General features: G+C 39.8%; 14 protein-coding genes. 9 read left to right on the top strand and 5 right to left on the bottom strand.

The genetic code is table 11. The features are described from left to right. Nucleotides 1–29 precede the first annotated feature (29 nt). Nucleotides 30–542 (bottom strand): hypothetical protein, encoded by a 513-nt coding sequence (locus IPM34_03030; protein ID MBK8954515.1) that lies wholly within the window; start codon nt 540–542, stop codon nt 30–32. A gap of 668 nt (nt 543–1,210) precedes the next feature. Between IPM34_03030 and radC the strand changes: the two genes are divergently transcribed. From radC to IPM34_02990, 8 genes are all read left to right on the top strand, one after another. After that, complete coding sequence (gene radC / locus IPM34_03025; GenBank protein MBK8954514.1) at nt 1,211–1,912, top strand: DNA repair protein RadC; 702 nt, start codon at nt 1,211–1,213, stop codon at nt 1,910–1,912. Between the two features lie 116 nt (nt 1,913–2,028). Next, nucleotides 2,029–3,678, top strand: a complete 1,650-nt coding sequence (locus tag IPM34_03020) for an ABC transporter ATP-binding protein (protein ID MBK8954513.1) — start codon at nt 2,029–2,031, stop codon at nt 3,676–3,678. Nucleotides 3,679–3,752: 74 nt separating this feature from the next. Beyond that, nucleotides 3,753–4,223, top strand: coding sequence for a hypothetical protein (locus IPM34_03015; GenBank protein MBK8954512.1), 471 nt, complete (start codon nt 3,753–3,755; stop codon nt 4,221–4,223). A 6-nt stretch (nt 4,224–4,229) separates the two neighbouring features. Then, the gene (locus IPM34_03010; protein MBK8954511.1) at nt 4,230–5,369 is read left to right on the top strand and encodes a glycosyltransferase; all 1,140 of its coding nucleotides are present in this window, start codon (nt 4,230–4,232) and stop codon (nt 5,367–5,369) included. Between the two features lie 285 nt (nt 5,370–5,654). Continuing rightward, nucleotides 5,655–7,226 (top strand): Ig-like domain-containing protein, encoded by a 1,572-nt coding sequence (locus tag IPM34_03005; GenBank protein MBK8954510.1) that lies wholly within the window; start codon nt 5,655–5,657, stop codon nt 7,224–7,226. A gap of 1 nt (nt 7,227) precedes the next feature. Next, complete coding sequence (lptB, locus tag IPM34_03000) at nt 7,228–7,965, top strand: LPS export ABC transporter ATP-binding protein (GenBank protein ID MBK8954509.1); 738 nt, start codon at nt 7,228–7,230, stop codon at nt 7,963–7,965. Continuing rightward, nucleotides 7,962–8,210, top strand: a complete 249-nt coding sequence (locus IPM34_02995; protein MBK8954508.1) for a hypothetical protein — start codon at nt 7,962–7,964, stop codon at nt 8,208–8,210. The genes lptB and IPM34_02995 overlap by 4 nt, the downstream gene beginning before the upstream one ends. Then, nucleotides 8,207–8,512 carry a hypothetical protein gene (locus tag IPM34_02990; GenBank protein ID MBK8954507.1) on the top strand — a complete coding sequence of 102 codons (306 nt, stop codon included), beginning with the start codon at nt 8,207–8,209 and terminating at the stop codon, nt 8,510–8,512. The genes IPM34_02995 and IPM34_02990 overlap by 4 nt, the downstream gene beginning before the upstream one ends. 1,301 nt (nt 8,513–9,813) lie before the next feature. Here IPM34_02990 and pckA read toward each other — a convergent pair. The 3 genes from pckA to IPM34_02975 form a co-directional block, all read right to left on the bottom strand. Next, nucleotides 9,814–11,433, bottom strand: a complete 1,620-nt coding sequence (pckA, locus tag IPM34_02985; GenBank protein ID MBK8954506.1) for a phosphoenolpyruvate carboxykinase (ATP) — start codon at nt 11,431–11,433, stop codon at nt 9,814–9,816. A gap of 85 nt (nt 11,434–11,518) precedes the next feature. Beyond that, nucleotides 11,519–12,664, bottom strand: a complete 1,146-nt coding sequence (locus IPM34_02980) for a HAMP domain-containing histidine kinase (protein ID MBK8954505.1) — start codon at nt 12,662–12,664, stop codon at nt 11,519–11,521. A gap of 103 nt (nt 12,665–12,767) precedes the next feature. After that, on the bottom strand, nt 12,768–14,291 hold the full coding sequence (locus IPM34_02975) for an AbgT family transporter (protein MBK8954504.1): 1,524 nt from the start codon (nt 14,289–14,291) through the stop codon (nt 12,768–12,770). A gap of 375 nt (nt 14,292–14,666) precedes the next feature. Between IPM34_02975 and IPM34_02970 the strand changes: the two genes are divergently transcribed. Next, the gene (locus IPM34_02970; GenBank protein MBK8954503.1) at nt 14,667–15,875 is read left to right on the top strand and encodes a DUF1624 domain-containing protein; all 1,209 of its coding nucleotides are present in this window, start codon (nt 14,667–14,669) and stop codon (nt 15,873–15,875) included. Nucleotides 15,876–16,171: 296 nt separating this feature from the next. Here IPM34_02970 and IPM34_02965 read toward each other — a convergent pair whose 3' ends face one another. Beyond that, the gene (locus IPM34_02965) at nt 16,172–18,421 is read right to left on the bottom strand and encodes a UvrD-helicase domain-containing protein (GenBank protein MBK8954502.1); all 2,250 of its coding nucleotides are present in this window, start codon (nt 18,419–18,421) and stop codon (nt 16,172–16,174) included. Between the last annotated feature and the right edge of the window lie 119 nt (nt 18,422–18,540).

The raw sequence follows: 18,540 nt of genomic DNA, 5'->3' as shown, positions 1-18,540 counted from the left end.
TGAATGATTACTGGTTGGTAAAATATGAATTAAACTTCAATTTCCATTTTTTGGATTTGGCCATCGGGCAAGATATTCAACATCCATTTTTTTGTTTGATCTGTTACAATTTTGTGTTCATCGTTACTAAGATTGGTCTCTACGATATAAATCTCAGAATCTTCATTAATATGTGCCATTTTTTGAAACACTTCAGACTGCTCAGAATAAAAGCCTGCAATTTCAGTCATTGCTACAAAGTTGCCTGAAGGATCAAATGTAATCAGGTAAAATGAGTAATGCATCAGTCTCCCGGACCAAAACACCAATTGAAAACAATTTTCGCGATATTGGATTTGAAAGCAGGGTAAAAATTCAGTAAATTCATCTACTTCAAAATCCAGATAAGGAAAAAGATAATGGACCAGCAGACTATCCGGAAGTGGGTCATTGGATTTTGTATAACTATGCAAGTCGTTGTATTGCAGTGTACATGGCAATTCTGCTATTGGAAAATAACTAAGAAAATCCTGGAAACTATGTTGTTTTGTAGATGTTGGCATGAATAATCATACAAAGATAAATGATTTGAAGGCACAATTTCAAATCAAAGCCCGATTCTGCTTAGCTCCAATTAAAAATAAGAGTCAGATACTATCGTGAAATATATCCTGTTTAAGGTGAACATAGCATTTTCAATACATGAGATCTGATTTTATCTGAATAAGATCAAATTGGGTTCAGCCATCTGAAATATCATAAATTTAAACAGACGTCACACATCATCCCGGGGAGTCCATTGGATCTGACTTACAACCGCAAGAAAAATAAATTTCAACATCGAATGAATACATTACAGAGTTTGAGCTGATTTTTTAGAATTTCACAGATCGGGTTGAGTTTGTTTGATAAAAAAACCTGATTTCATGCGGATGATTTCATTTTTATTTTGCTTATCCTGATCCAAAATGTATATATTTTGACTTCAAACCAGGGCTTACGATTTGTAACGGACTTCCCATAAGAACCAATCTAATAAGATGATCGGGATGCTGCAAGCCGTTGTATACAAAAACACTGTTGTCGCATGAGGTTAAAAGGTAATGTTGCCAACTCCAATCAACGATAGGCCTTTTTCAATAAATACTCCAAGAATTTTTCACTACCTGACTTACAGGTTGATCCCAGATCCATTTACATTTATTGCCTTTAAAAAACTATACCTTTCAATATGGCAGAAAAATACCCTGAACATTTACCTATTAAATATTGGGCTGAAGATGACAGACCGCGTGAAAAACTGATGCGGAAAGGCAAATCCGCATTGAGCAATGCCGAACTGCTCGCCATTCTTTTGGGTTCAGGGACGAAGAAATACGATGCTTTAGAATTGGCCAGGCTTATCCTTCAGACCTGCAATTCCAATTTGATAGAATTGAGCAAAATGGATCATTTTAAAATGAGTAAAATTCATGGGCTGGGACCTGCCAAATCTATGATCATTGAGGCTGCTTTGGAATTAGGCCGTCGGCGTCAGCATGCCGAAGCCCTTGAAAAAAAACAAGTGCTTTCCAGTAAGGATGCCTATCTGTTGGTCAAAACGAAAATTGAAGATTTGGTTCACGAAGAATTCTGGGTCTTGTTTCTAAGCAGAGCAAACAAACTGGTCGCTATTGAGAATTTCAGCAAAGGTGGACTCACGGGCACCGTTGCCGATTCCAGACTGATATTTCAAAGGGCTTTAGACTGGAAATGCACCGGACTCATACTGGCTCACAACCACCCATCCGGATCCTTGCAGCCAAGTCAGCAGGATATTGAACTCACCCGAAAGATGAAATCCGCCGGCCAACAATTAGAATTGAATGTTTTGGACCATCTTATTGTTACGGAGGATAAATATTTTAGCTTTGCAGATGAAGGAATGCTCTGAAAACATTTTCCTCTTGCAATTAAGCCGTGTCGGGTTACCAGGTTTTAAAAAGATTACTCGGATTTACAAGTCCATACCGCAAGCTTCTGTGGGGCTCCGCAATATTGGCTGTATTGATGGCACCAATGAATGCCTGGATGCCTTATTTGGTAAATGTGATGGTCGATGAATACATTCTCATTGCTGACCTGGATGGTTTGCAAAGCCTGGCTGGTTTGTATTTGATCGTTTTAATTCTTCTATCATTATGCCGCTATGCATTTTCGATGATGACCAACATCCTTGGACAAAACATCATCCTGGATTTGCGAAAACGCATATACAACCATTTGTTATCGCTGAGATTAAGCTATTTTGACCGCACCCCTGTTGGAACCAATACGACCCGTGTCATTAATGATCTCGAAACCGTAAATTCTGTATTTGCGGAAGGCCTGATAACTATCATTGCCGACATCCTGGCGTTGGTTACTGTTTTGGCTTTGATGTTTTACACCAGTGTAAAACTCACTTTAATTTGCCTGGTAAGTTTTCCATTATTGTTGGTTGCCGGTTATATTTTTAAAGAAAAGGTCAAGGCATCATTCCAACGTGTAAGAAATGAAGTTGCACGCATGAATGCGTTTCTGCAAGAACATCTCAGCGGAATGAAGACCGTACAAATTTTTACTGCAGAACAACGAGTTTTCCAGAAATTTAAAAACATAAACCATGCATACACCCAGGCTAATCTAGACGGCATCTTTTATTATGCCGTGTTTTTTCCTGTTGTGGAGATCATTTCTGCAGCTTCCCTGGGATTTATGGTTTGGTGGGGTGCGCAGGGTGTCCTGGAAGGGGTTGTGACTCTTGGCCAGCTGGTTGCTTTTCCGATGTATTTAACCAGATTGTTTCAGCCTGTGCGGACATTGGCCGATAAATTTAATACCTTGCAAATGGGGTTGCTTGCAGCATCGAGGGTGCTGGATCTTATGGATAACCAGGATACACAGGAGAATTCCGGGAAAATTCAAGCGGGCGGACTGAAAGGAGATCTCGAATTTAAACAGGTCAGCTTTGCTTATAACGAAAACAGTCCCATCCTCAAAGACATTTCATTTAAACTTAAACAGGGCGAAATGATGGCAGTGGTGGGTACAACCGGCTCCGGAAAAACGACGCTGATCAGTCTGATCAATCGTTTATACGAGGTGAGTCATGGAAGTGTCACTATAAACGGAAGAGATATCCGCGATTACGAGTTGAATTATTTGCGAAGCAAAATAGCCGTAGTCCTTCAGGACTTATTCCTCTTTCAGGGAACCGTATTCGAAAATTTAACATTAAAAAATAAAGACATCCCTTTTGAAAAAGTTGTCGAAGCCAGTCAGAAAATTGGCGCACATCCATATATCATGGCTTTACCCGGCAATTACGATTATGTGCTTTCAGAGAGAGGGATCAATCTTTCCAGCGGACAAAGACAATTGATTTCTTTTGTCAGAGCGCTATTAACAGACCCCGACCTGCTCATTCTCGATGAAGCCACCAGCTCTTTGGATACCGAAACAGAATCGATAATTCAACAAGCTCTTGAAAAACTCATCCGCGGCAGGAGTGCCATCGTGATCGCGCACAGACTTTCGACCATACAGAAAGCAAACTGGATATTGGCATTGGAACAGGGAGAAATCAAAGAATTTGGAAAATCTGATGAACTAATTCAAAAACCCGATGGTTTTTATAGAAAGCTGTTTGAAAAATACTTTCAACCGGTCGTTAACTAAATAAAACTACGGTTTCGTTAATTAATTCATATTATTATTTTCTTTAATGTATTTTTATTACATTTGCTGCATAGATGGGCACATTTAAAACATATCATTATTCATCCGGAAAGTCCTATTGGGAAAGGCTTTTGGGGAGTGTTCTCTTCCTGGGACTGATCGCTTTAATGTTTTATTTGTTTTTCCAGCTTTACGTAATGCTTTGGTATATCGTTCCATTATTGATACTTGCATTGCTGATCTTCGACAGAAAAGTCTTTTGGGCTCATTTCAAAAGTATTGGAGATCAAATCTCCAATAATATCCTGGCAGGCCTGGCTGGAGCTTTGGTCAATCTGCTGGGGCTTCCCTTTGTTCTTATTGGTCTTTTGTTAAAATCATGGATTTTCAAAAAGTTTGGAAAATTGAGCCAGGAACATAATTCAGCCCTCTCCAATGATGCCTACACCAGTTATGAAGAAGTTGAATCCCAACCGAACAAATCCAATCCCAATCGGCTGCGTAAGGCAGAAACAGACCATCGTTACGACGACCTTTTCGAATAAGTCTGCATGCTGTTCTTCTCAATATTTTTTTTAGGAATTAGTTCTGTATATGCTGCAGTTATCGGCTATTTTATTCATCACTGGAAGAAATTGCTAAAAGAAACGGGTCCGGAAAAATTCCAAAAACTTACCTGCTCCATCATCATTCCCGCAAGAAATGAGGAAGAAAACATATTATCATGTGTTCAGTCCTGCCTGCGGCAAAAGGATTTGCAAATTCCTCCGGAAGTCATTGTGGTTGATGATCAATCAGAGGATGACACTTACGATGTTTTGAAAGATCTGGAACATCCCCAATTTAAACTCATGCGCCTGGGCGTCTACAAAAGAACCACTATCAAAGGTTCCAAGAAAAAAGCTCTGGCCTACGGTATAAATCATGCCCAGGGTGAAATTATACTGACTACGGATGCCGATTGCCTGGTTCAGGAAAAGTGGGCGGGCGGTCTATTGGCATATTTTGAACAATCAAAGGTTCAACTGATGAGTGGTCCTGTTGGGATTCATAATCCTCAATCCTTTTTAGATTATTTTCAGGCCCTTGATTTTTCAGGTAATGGATTGATCAATGCCGCAGGAATACACGCCGGAACTCATTATTTATGCAATGCCGCGAATCTCGCGTACCGCAAAGATGCATTTCTCCATTCCTGTGCTTTCGATAACAATTATGAAATCGCTTCGGGAGATGATATTTTTCTCATAGAAAAAATAAAGTTGAATCATCCCGATGGAATTTCTTTTGCACCTTGCAGCGATGTACTTGTGGAAACTCATGCTCTGCCGGGTTGGAGAGCACTTATTTCTCAACGCCTCCGGTGGGCTGGAAAACTGAGACTAATGAAAAATCTGAAGTTAAGTTTCTTGTCGGCTTTTGTATGGATTCAACGCGCGGGCATGTTCATTAGCCTGGCTTTAGTCCTGTATTCAGATACTTACCTGAGTTGGATCCTTGCCACTGCAACTCTAATTATTCCATGTATTTCGGATTTTATATTGCAATTCCATGCTACTAAACTGTATCAAATAAATCATTGGAAAAAATGGTTTCTTCCTGTTTGGATCGTCCATAACTTCTATTACCTCGGTATTGGATTGATTTCATGTCTTCCCGTAAGTATAAATTGGAAAGGCAGAAAAGTTTAACTAATTTTCACTGGGGCTTCCCTCATTGAAATCAAAGCGAATTAAGGGACTGGAACTCCCCTATTAAAAGGAATTTGAAGTAGAAAACTTTTTGTCAGGAAAACCACTTGAATATTAATAATCTTGTCAAATCATCCTCATTTGTATAATAAAGTACCATCAAAAGACAGTTGAACTTGATCAATACCAATATCCATAAAACCAATTCGCGAGAAATCATACAAATAGTTCAATACCAAATAGCACAGCAATCCAATGTATGGATTGCATGATTAATTTTGCAGCATGTTCTGGATTAGAATAGTGTTTAGTATAATGGTTATCAGTTGTTGGTTTTCCTGTGCCAATATTCAGGGAATAACAGGCGGACCGGACGATCTTGCCCCGCCACAATGGGTTATATCCGGATCCAGTCCTAATCTCCAAACAAATTTTAAAGGCCGCGAAATCAACTTTTTATTTGATGAGTGGTTTCGGCTTGATAATCCTGTTGGGAATATCCAGATTGCCCCATCAACGGTATATCCTCTGGAAGTAAAAGTGAGTGGTAAAAAGCTCACTGTAAAATTTGATGAAAAAGAAAATCTGGATTCCAATTCAACTTACATCCTACAACTTGGTACCGCAATCAGGGATATCACCAAAGGCAATATTGCCCAGAACATCCAATATGTATTTTCCACAGGAAATTTTATTGACTCCTTAAGTATAAGTGGTAACGTGACTGATGCGTTTAGCGGAGAAATTCAAAAACAAATTCTTGTTTGTCTATACCTTGAGTCTGAAGATTCAGTTTTCCGAACACGTAAGCCCTATTATTTCAGCAGGACAAACGATGGCGGTCAATTCGAATTAAAGCATCTCAAATCAGGTGTATACACCATCTACGCTCTTGCTGATAAAAACAGCAACAATTATTTCGATCAGCCGACCGAATCCATAGGCTTTTTGGATACACCTATCCAATTACAAACGGATGCGCCGGTCACAAACGTATTACTTAAGCTGAGTCTGCAAAAAAATACATTGAACCACAAAGAGAAAATCCTCAAACCTGGCATGACCACCATCGTTTTATCGCGCAAATCCGAAGACCGGATCGCATTGGATACGGACAATGACAGTGTAATTGTACATTCGAGCGCAGATAGTATTTTGGCCTGGAATTATACTCAGAAAGACCAGCAATTCAGCATTCAAGTAGAGAATTACAAGGATACCTTTATTGTTCACCCCTTTATCAGACCTCAACAGGATACGGGTTTTCATTTTAAACTAACGAACGTTACTATTGCTCCTGATGAACCCTTAAAATTGAAAAGCGAATTTCCAGTACGTGAAGTTACCGAGGCAGATTTTATTCGCACCGATAGTTTGCATTCAAATTTTAAAATCAACAAAGACTCAACGGACCCCAGAGTAATTTTAATTTATGGCAATTGGCCTGTTGGACAGCAGACTTCCATTACATTGAAAGCCGGGGCAATACAAAATTGTTTTGGTCAATTTAATTTACCAGATACCCTAAGGGTCATCAGTCCCCCTTTAAATTCCTATTCAAGTTTGCATTTGCAAATAGATTCGCTTATAACTGGCGGACGAATGCTTTTCCAGTTACTTCGCAACAACATTTTAATTTCTGAAACCCCTTTGCAATTGCTTCCCCCAGGTGGCGAACATACATTTAAATACCTGCCTCCCGGAAACTACAGGTTAAGAGTGATCCACGATGTCAATGAGAATAACCAATGGGATGGATCGGATCTCAAAAATAAAAAGCAAGCAGAGGACGTATGGTATTTTAATTTGCCTGAACTTCGGGCTGATTGGGAAGTTAAGGCTAAAATAAAAATATAAAATGAAATTAAGGACGGATCAGCTGGTTAAGATATACGGTCAAAGGACTGTTGTCAATGGGGTTTCCATCGAAGTCAATCAGGGAGAAATCGTGGGTTTACTTGGACCGAATGGTGCGGGAAAAACGACCAGTTTCTACATGATTGTCGGATTTATCACACCCAATTCAGGCGCAGTTTATCTCGATGATCAGGAGATCACCCGCGATGCCATGTACCTACGTGCACGCAAAGGATTGGGTTATCTTCCTCAGGAACCTTCTGTATTCAGGAAACTAAGCGTGGAGGATAATATCAAAGCCATTCTTGAAATGCGGGACCTCAGTAAATCAGAACAGAGAGACAAACTGGAAGGTTTGTTAGGAGAATTTAACCTGAACAGAGTACGTAAAAATTCTGGCGACTCGTTGAGTGGAGGAGAACGCAGAAGGACGGAAATTGCAAGAGCATTGGCATCGGATCCGAAATTTATTTTATTGGATGAGCCCTTTGCAGGAATTGATCCAATTGCTGTTGAAGACATTCAAAATATAATCGACAATCTGAAACTTAAAAATATTGGAATTCTGATTACAGACCACAATGTCCATGAAACGCTCTCCATAACAGACAGGGCCTATCTTATTGTGGATGGTAAAATACTCATGTCCGGATCTGCTGAAGAATTAGCCGCTAATGAAACCGTAAGAAGAGTTTATTTAGGGCAAAGTTTTGTGTTACGCAAAAGAATTCATTCATGAAGTGTTTACTCCTTTGGTTTTGTAGTGGTCTTATGCTTTTTATTTCCTGTGGTGGAGACAAAACCGAAATAGAAAAAATATCACGTGTCAAGGCCGATAGCATTTTTCAATTACAAAAACCCGATCTTGAACTCAAACTGGATTCTTTGTGCAAGTATAAATTGGAACAAGCGCTTCAGTACAAACTCGATTCCATTGTAGGACAGCGAAAATCAGAAATTATTAAATTGCAAGAGGGATTATGAAATTAAAATGCTTGGTCATGTTTATGCTCAGCATCCTGATCTCGTGTAAAGATCGGGACAGTCTCACTGAAGAATTAGTGGCAGAAAAACTTTCTGCATTGCTTACACAATACAACACAGATAAAAATTTAGAATGTGAAAAGTACATCCAGGATCAACTGGATCAATATGCCGATTCGATACTCATCGTGCTTTCCAAAAAAATAAAATACGACAGTCTGACGATCCCTTATGATTCGATTCGACCAGAAAAGCCCATGATCGACTTTCCGGAATATAAAAAGCCGGAGAAACCGGAATAGAAAGGATCTGGAAAACAAAAAGACTCAAGGCGGAATGGTTGAGAAAAGAGGATAGCGAATAGTGAATAGACGCTTTTAGGAACATTAATTTGATCTAAATCCAGCCCCGTAGGGGTGGAATGTCAATAGGGAATGGATAAGAAGCTGAAAGCGAAAAGCTGAAAGCGAGGAGAGAATGGAAATATTAAAAATCCAGCCCCGTAGGGGCGACATATAAATAGAGAATGGATAAGAAGCTTAAAGCGCAAAGCGATAAGCAGAAAGCGAGGAGCAATGGATAATGCAGAATAGAAAATCCAGCCCCGTAGGGGTGACATATTAATAGAGAATGCATAAAGCATTTAGGCATATTAGATTAATCTAAATCCAGCCCCGTAGGGGTGGCATATTAATAGGGAATGGAAATATTAAAATCCAGCGGGTGGGTGCCCTGCGATTCCAGCCCCGTAGGGGCGACATATAAATAGAGAATGCATAAAGCATTTAGGCATATTAGATTAATCTAAATCCAGCCCCGTAGGGGTGGCATATTAATAGGGAATGGAAATATTAAAATTCCAGCCCCGTAGGGGCGACATATAAATAGAGAATGCATAAAGCATTTAGGCATATTAGATTAATCTAAATCCAGCCCCGTAGGGGTGGCATATTAATAGGGAATGGAAATATTAAAATCCAGCCCCGTAGGGGTGACATATAAATAGAGAATGCATAAAGCATTTAGGCATATTAGATTAATCTAAATCCAGCCCCGTAGGGGTGGCATATTAATAGGGAATGGAAATATTAAAAATCCAGCCCCGTAGGGGTGGAATGTCAATAGAGCAAAGTGCAGAGTGATTATTATGGAGCTTGAAGCTTAAAGCGAAAAGCTCAAAGCGATAAGCGTAAAGCGAGGAGCAATGGATAATGCAGAATAGAAATTCCAGCCCCGTAGGGGCGACATATAAATAGAGAATGCATAAAGCATTTAGGCTTATTAGATTAATCTAAATCCAGCCCCGTAGGGGTGGCATATTAATAGGGAATTGAAATATTAAAATTCCAGCCCTGTAGGGGCGACATATAAATAGAGAATGCATAAAGCATTTAGGCATATTAGATTAATCTAAATCCAGCCCCGTAGGGGTGGCATATTAATAGGGAATGGAAATATCATAAATTCCAGCCCCGTAGGGGTGACATATGAATAGAATGAGAGCATACTAACAATCGTTAGTATTTGAAATTGGTTTTAGTGCTTAAGTCTTCTCCACCAAATGTCAACTCAAACCCATCATCTATAAGCCATCAACCGGCACCTAAACGCTACTTCCTGTCACGAGTTTAGGAGCTGCAGCCCTGATCGCTTCACTGGCTTTGTTTTCGTATTTTTCAAAATTGGTGGTGAACAACTCAGCCAAAGCAAATGCTTTTTGGTCGTATAATTTTTTATCAGGCCAGGTGTTTCGTGGATTCAGGATTTCGCTGGGAACTCCAGGGCAAGAAGTTGGATACTCCAATCCGAAAACCTCATCCCGGGCAAATTCCATTTGCTCTAATTGGCCGTTAAGTGCGGCTGAGATCAATGTTCTCGTATAGGGCAGTTTAATGCGCGATCCTGTACCATATGCCCCACCGGTCCAACCCGTGTTTACGAGCCAGATATTTGGATTGAATTTTTCAATACGTTGGCCGAGCATTTCTGCATAAAAAGTTGGATGCAAGGGTAAAAAGGGCGCACCAAAACAAGCTGAGAAGGTGGCTTTGGGCTCTGTTACTCCGGTTTCTGTCCCAGCCACTTTGGCCGTATAACCGGAAATATAGTGGTACATTGCCTGAGCCTTATTCAATTTACTGATAGGCGGTAAAATGCCGTAAGCATCACATGTTAAAAAGAAGATGTTCCTGGGATGGCCTCCAATGGATGGAATTACGGCATTCCTGATATGTTCAATCGGATAAGATACCCGTGTATTTTCTGTTATTTTAGAGTTGGAATAATCGGGAATGTTGGTTCCTTCAAAAAATTGTATATTTTCCAATATGGCTCCTGAACATATGGCCCGATATATATCTGGTTCTTTTTCTTCGGTAAGGTCTATGCATTTAGCATAACATCCACCTTCAAAATTAAAAGTACCTTCATCTGACCAAGCATGTTCGTCATCCCCGATTAAAAATCGATCCGGATCTGCAGACAATGTGGTTTTTCCGGTTCCAGATAGTCCGAAGAAGATGGCTGTATCTCCTTTCTTACCGATATTGGCTGAGCAATGCATCGAAAGAACGTTTTTCTGAAAGGGGAGCACAAAATTAAGTATGGTAAAAATCGATTTTTTGATCTCACCTGTATAAGCTGAACCTCCAATTAATATCCTCTTGGATTCAAAATCAATTATTGAGAAGTTTTGTTGCCGGGTTCCATCCTCGGAAGGGTCGGCTTGAAATCCAGGTGCACAATAAATACACCATTCCGGATCGAAATCTTCAAGTTCTGTTTCGTCTGGTCTAATAAACATATTCCCCGCGAACTGTGCACTCCAGGGATATTCTGCAAATACCCGGATGGTGATCCGATATCTCGGATCCGCACAGGCATAAGCATCTTTTACAAAGATGTCTTTGCCATCAAAATACCTGCAAACTTTCTCCAATAGTTTGTTGAATTTATCTTTTGGAAAAGCTTGATTAAATTTATTCCAGTCGACAGAATCATGACTCACAGCATCATCGACAGTAAATTTATCGTCAGGGCTTCTGCCTGTAAATTTTCCGGTTTTAATACACAAAGCTCCCTGATCACTTAATTCTCCAAGCTTGCGCTTGAGGCTTTCTTCGATCAATTCAGCCTGGGACAGATTGCAATATTGATTGTTGTTGTTGCGGATTCCGAAATGCTCTAAAGGGCACTTGGTTGAAATCTTCCCATAAAAGCTCATAGTTTGCTGTTTAAATTAATACGGTCTGCAAATGTAAGACGAAATGTAAATGTACTCCTTGTTGATTAACGTATCGTTTGCCCTGTTAAGAAATTCTTGGCAATTGAATACAAATTATGGTTCCTTTGCCTGGTTCTGAGGCTTTTACATATATTTTTCCATTGTGATAATTTTCTATGATCCTCTTTGATAGGGAAAGCCCAAGTCCCCAACCTCTTTTCTTGGTAGTGTAACCTGGTTTAAAAATTTCATTTTTTCTAGTGGTCCGGATTCCTTTTCCGGTATCCGAGATATCGATGCTCAACCATTTTCCATCCTGGTGAATAGACACGCTGATATTTCCTTTGCTGTCCATGGCATCTAATGAGTTCCTCAAAATATTTTCGATAACCCAGGAAAATAAGTTTGCATTCAAAGAAGCATGGCATTGACCATTGGTATTGTCCATCAATGAAAAAACAATTTCCCTGGAAGCCCTTGCTTTAATATAATGTATACTTTCCCAAAGCAATTTATCCAATTCAAAAGTTTCCAATTCAGGTGTCGAACCAATTTTTGAAAACCGGTCTGCAACCAATTGAAGCTTTTCAACATCTTTATTCATTTCTGAAAGAATGTTTTTAGACTCTTCATCGGGCAGATTCATATTTAAAGCTTCGAGCCATCCAATCATTCCTGAAATCGGGGTACCCAGTTGGTGTGCAGTTTCTTTAGCCATACCCACCCAGACCCGGTTTTGTTCTTCTCTCCGGCTCGCATTGAAAACTGCGTAGCCAAAAGCTGCGTACAACATCAACAATAAAAACTGGACAAGAGGAAAATAACGAAGCAGGGTCAGTGTAAATGGATATTTATAATAAATGGTGTAATCGTCAGAGATCAGCGGAGAGGGACCATTAGCCCGCAACTGATTCAATTCCTTGAGGGTATCGGTTTTTTCAGGATAGTTGTAAAGATCTATATTTTGATTTCTGTTGATAACTATCAATTGGAGGTCTTCAATAATGGTATGAAGCATTTCCAGTTCGTAACTTACATCTTCGCTTGCATCCAGGTTGGAAGTATTAGTGATTTCGGCCAAAGTTCTTTCAAACAATTCGATTTTCTTAAGCTCGAGATCTGCCAGCTTATTACCGAGATAATTGGAATAAAACAAAGGCATGAGTACAAAAGCCAGGCCAATGACAATTAAAATTGACTTCCAGCGCCCCGATCCAGAATATAATTTCACAGTGCAATTAAACGATAAGCTCGAAAATTGATTGTATTTACATTGTTTTTAAAATATTCCGGAGATCTCCTTCTGTTGAAAAAATTTACTCTAATAATATTCATTATTTATTCAAATACATGGAAGCTCCCGGACCAATTGGGATTTCGAGAAGTATCCAGATGATGAAAAATAAGATCCACCCAATCAGAAATACAACTGAATATGGCAACATAGTGGCCACCACAGTGCCGATTCCGGCTTGTTTTTGATATCGTTGAATAAAAGCAACAATCAGGGCAAAATAAGACATCATTGGCGATATGATGTTGGTTACGCTGTCGCCAATCCTGTAAGCTACCTGAGTAAATTCCGGAGAATAACCCAACAGCATGAACATCGGAATAAATACAGGCGCCATGATTGCCCATTTTGCCGAAGCACTACCCATGATCAGATTGATCATGGAAGAAACAACAATGAAAGTGATCATGAGGGGGATTGGACCAAATCCGGATGCTTTTAACAATTCTGCTCCTTTTACCGCAATGACCACGCCAATATTCGACCAATTAAAAAAAGCAACAAACTGCGCTGCAAAAAACACCAGCACGATGTATGAACCCAACGTTTCCATACTTTTAGCCATCCCTTTCATCACATCAGCATCTGATTTAATGACCTTTGCGCCAATGCCATAAGCAATGCCTAAAAGTGCCGCACCAAAGAAAAGCAGGGCCACTATTCCGGACATAAACGGTGACTTTAAAATTTCTCCCGTCTCCGGATTTCTCAGATATCCATGCTCCGGCAATAAACCACCAACTATAAATGCAGAAAATAAAATCAGCGCCAATAATGTAAATTTTAAACCACGTTTTTCGTCCGGATTTAAAGGTTTTATTTCTTCTGCTTGTGCATCTCCGTCGTATTTCCCCAATCTGGGTTCAACGATTCTCTCAGTCACCCAAGTCCCTAATATTGTCAAAAGAAAAGTGGACGCAACCATAAAGTAATAATTACACATGGGGTTGACCGTGTAATCCGGTTGAATAATTCTTGCAGCTTCCTGAGACAAACCGGCAAGCAAAGGATCAACTGTGCCCAACAGGAGATTGGCACTGTAGCCTCCTGAAACACCTGCAAAGGCTGCGGCTAATCCGGCAAGCGGGTGCCTTCCAACGGCATGAAAAATAATTGCCGACAAAGGCACCAAGAGCACGTAACCGACTTCACTGGCAGTATTGCTTATTACGCCGCAAAAAACGATGACGGCTGTCAATAATCTTGGAGGAGACTTTAATACCACAAGCCTTAAGCCTGCACTTATCAATCCCAATCCTTCGGCAATCCCAATTCCTAACAAAGCAACCAAAACAGTGCCCAATGGTGCAAAACCAGTAAAATTGGTTATGAGGTTAGTAATGATTTTATGAAATCCTTCGACTGAAAAAAGATTCACCACATTAACTACTGAACCTGTACCCGGATGAAGCACTGATAGACCGATCCAATGCAAAATCCCGCTGAGGAGCAGCACTATAAAAGCCAATATGGCGAATAAAGTTGCAGGATGTGGCAGGGCGTTTCCAATACGTTCAACGATGCTTAGAAATTTCTCAATGGTACCCGGTTTTTTTACATTCATATGGTCAATATAAGATATCAAAGATGCAAAAAAAATCCAATGGCACCCTTCCATTTTAAGAATGCTTAAAATATTAACATAATTTTTTTGAGGTATTGAAATCTTGTACTGCATATAATATTTCCTGAATCCTGTCCCCGAAGAAATACTAACGTCTGTTTGGGGTTCTTGCACAAGTAAAGTTTAGCTTGCCGAATCATTTTAGATTTTCGGGATCTCCATTCGAAAAACAATTTTTGAAAAAGAATTTAGCCACCAGACCGGCCATTTATGAAAAGTAAATTGTTGTGCCCCATGAGCGTTATGCCATTTATAGTTGGTTTGTAATTTAATTTGTTACTTTTGGAGACAAGTTTAATCTGTTATTTTATTTATATGTCAAACGCTGAATCGATTACCCGAAAGAGGATCCAATCCATCGACATATTGCGAGGCCTGGCCATGGTCATCATGGCATTGGACCACGTTCGCGATTATTTTCATATTGAAGCATTTACAGATGATCCCCTGAATCTGCAAACCACTACAACTGCTCTCTATTTTACAAGATGGATCACTCATTTTTGTGCTCCGGTATTCGTGTTTTTATCTGGAGTATCCATCTACCTTCAAAGTTTGAGAAAAACTGAATTGGAATTATCGGCATTTGTCATCAAACGAGGGCTTTGGTTGATATTTGCTGAATTTTTCATCATATCGCTGGCCTGGACTTTCAATCCGTTTTACAATCTTATTCCATTTCAGGTGATCTGGACTCTTGGAATAAGTATGGTCATTCTTGGATTGTGTATACGATTTAAAGTACCGATGGCTCTATTGTTTGGCTTGGGACTGACCATTGTTCTTTTCCACAATTTGCTCGACTTTATTGAAGCCAGACCTGGCTTTACCCCAAATTTTTGGTGGGATTTCTTCCATAGTGGCCATTTTAAAACATATGCCTTTGCATCGGGGCATTTTGCTTTGCTCGTTTACCCGTTTGTCGCCTGGACAGGATTGATGTTATTGGGATATGCTGCCGGAAAATTATTTCATCCGGAATTTTCAGAGACTCGCAGGAATAAAATTTTAATCAATGCAGGCCTTGGTTTATTGTTGTTTTTTGCCTTATTAAGATTCACCAATATATACGGCGACCCTGTAGATTGGCAAGTTCAATCGAATGGATGGTTAACTTTTCTATCCTTTCTGCATGTCGACAAATACCCACCCAGTTTGTTGTATTTGTGTATCATGATCGGACCCACATTGATCGCTCTGGCTGCAGTTGAAAAAACAGACAACGCATTGACCCGGAATCTGAGCATCTTTGGAAGGACTGCATTTTTTTATTACATCATTCATATCTACATTATCCATGGATTGGCGGTGATTTCCTTTTTTATAAGAGGGCACAGTTTCCAGGAAGCAATTGATGGGGCACAAAAATTGCCATTTCTGTTTGTAGTTCCCGGAGAAGGATTGTCTTTACTGGGTGTTTATGGGGTTTGGATTTTTGTTTTAATGCTTTTATATCCTATCTGCCATTGGTATGATCGATATAAATCGAACAACAGGGATAAGTGGTGGTTGAGTTATTTGTAGAGAAGGAAGAATAAAGAATAGAGAATGGAGAATGGAGAATGGCATAACGCTTTTAGGAACATAAACTTGCTCTAAATCCAGCACCGATGGGGTGAAATATCAACAGAGCAAGGTGGAAAGTTCAAAGAATGTCAAAACTGGTAAGTTTATGTACGAGAGAGCCTTTAAGCAATTTCTTTGCTGCAAAAAACATCATGAACATTTAATAAACTAATTTAATTCCCGAAACTAAGAGTGATGTGTCGAACTTTCATTTACATTGAAAGTGAAAATATTCAAAAACAAGGTCTACCGTTTCACGGAACAATCAGTAGCTTAGCGTACTTTAATATGATCTTGCGCTGCGGGTTGTCGATTTCCTGAAAAAGTATGGTTGCCACTCTATTGTCTCTGCTTCCTTCAATTTGGATAATTTTGCCGCGGCCGAATTTTTGATGTAACACCACCATTCCTGATTGAATTGTTTCTGAAGGACTGGGAATAAAATTACCCATGATTTCCTGCGAAAATTTTGGTTTGGTTGCTACCCATTTCTGTCTGAACGTATTTGTTTCACTGGTCAGGTCAAATACTCCTTTTACCGATTTATCCATTTCCAATCTTTCTGGATCAATTTCCTCAATAAATCTGCTTGGGGCGCAAATTCTTAAATTGCCAAATAAATAGCGGTTTTGAGCATAACTCAAAACCAAATGATGCCGGGCACGCGTAATGGCTACATAAAACAACCTGCGCTCTTCGTCGATCTGGTCCTGATCTTTCATGGACATATAACTGGGAAATAAATTTTCTTCCAGTCCGACAACGAGGACCGCATCGAATTCCAGCCCTTTAGCCGAGTGCACAGACATCAGGGTGATGTAGTCGTTCTCTTCTGAATGTTCATCAAGATCGGAGATCAGCGAAATAGACTGCAGAAAGGAAGCCAGATTATGATTTTCTCCGGTTTGTTCTTCAAGTTCGTCCTGTTCAGTAAATGATTTGATACCATCCAGTAAGGACATGACATTTTCAAGTCGCTGCATACCCTCATTGCTCATATCAGATTTCAGTTCCGAAGAAAGGCCTGAAATTTTAAAAATGTACAAAGCCGTCTGATAAGCATCGGCATTTCTGGCGTATGACTGTGCCTCAAGTATTTGCAATTTAAATTGCCGGAGTGTTTGTTTGGTTTTTGCCGAAACATCCAATTCATCGACTGCATCCCACAAGCTGCATGGCTTTTCATTTGCAAATTGCAAAAGCTTATCCAGAGTTGTGTTGCCCAGTCCCCTTTTAGGATAATTGATCACTCTTTTGAAAGCTTCCGCATCGAGAGGGTTCACAACCAGCCTCAAATAAGCAATAAAATCCTTGATTTCCTTGCGTTGGTAAAACGACATCCCACCATAAATTTTATATGGGATGTTGTATCTTCTGAGTTGTTCTTCAAAAATCCTCGATTGCGCATTTGTGCGGTACAAAATAGCTATACTGTTATTTTTAAGATGGTACCGGTTTTTTAACTCGAGTATGTAATCCGCTGTTTTCCTGCCTTCTTCAATATCAGTAGTGCACTTGACCAGTTTTATTTTATTGCCGCTTTCCTTTTCTGTCCAGATTTCTTTTTGGATCTGATTTGCATTCCTGGTAATCACATCGTTTGCGGCCTGGACAATATGCGGTGTACTCCGGTAATTTTGTTCGAGTTTGAAAATTTTTGTCTCCGGGAAATCTTTTTTAAAGTCCAGTATATTTTTAATCGTGGCCCCTCTGAAGGAATAAATACTTTGGGCATCATCACCAACAATGCAAATATTCCTGGGGCTGTTTTCGTAAACCACTAATTTCTTTATAATGGCATACTGCAGGTAATTGGTATCCTGAAATTCATCGACTAAAATGTATCTGAAAAATTTCCGGTATTTTTCCAATACATTTTCAGGATTCTCCTGAAACAATCGATACAACTGCAACAGAAGATCGTCAAAATCCATAGCGCCCGCCTGTGTACATTTCAGAACATATTTTCTATAAATCACCCAGGTTTCAGGCATGTTGTTTTCCCGATCCTGATCGCGCAATTCACCATTCTTCTCATACATGACCGGAGTAATAAGATTGGACTTGGCGGATGAGATCCTGGTCCTGATGGTATTTGCATTGTAGCTCTTGGGGTTCAGATCGAGTTCTTTGATGATTTCTGCAACCACGCTTCTCGTATCGTCGGTATCGTAGATCGAAAAGTTTGGTGGATAGCCAATTTTTGAAGCCTCAACCCTCAGGATCCTTGCAAAAATCGAGTGAAAAGTGCCACACCAGACTTTTTTAACAGCAGTTCCTGCCAAATGGCTAATCCGCTCTGTCATTTCTTTGGCCGCTTTGTTGGTAAAGGTGAGCGCGAGAATTTGATGCGGAGGAATGCCTTGTTCAATCAGATAAGCCAATCTGAAAGTCAGCACCCTGGTTTTTCCTGAACCAGGACCAGCTATGACCATAACCGGTCCGTCGATCTGTGTTACTGCCTGGCGTTGGACTTCATTGAGTTCGTCGAGATAGTTAAACATGGGTATTCTGAAATCAGGATGCAAGATATTGAATTCATTGAACAGTTCTGCAAGGCCTGCTTCAATGTGGCGATGTTTTTATTCAACAACGATCATCATTTTTTAAACCTATCGCAGTT

It is taken from the genome of Saprospiraceae bacterium (assembly GCA_016716185.1).
In the GTDB taxonomy this organism is placed as follows: domain Bacteria; phylum Bacteroidota; class Bacteroidia; order Chitinophagales; family Saprospiraceae; genus Vicinibacter.
This window is presented reverse-complemented; position numbering and strand designations above follow the sequence as displayed.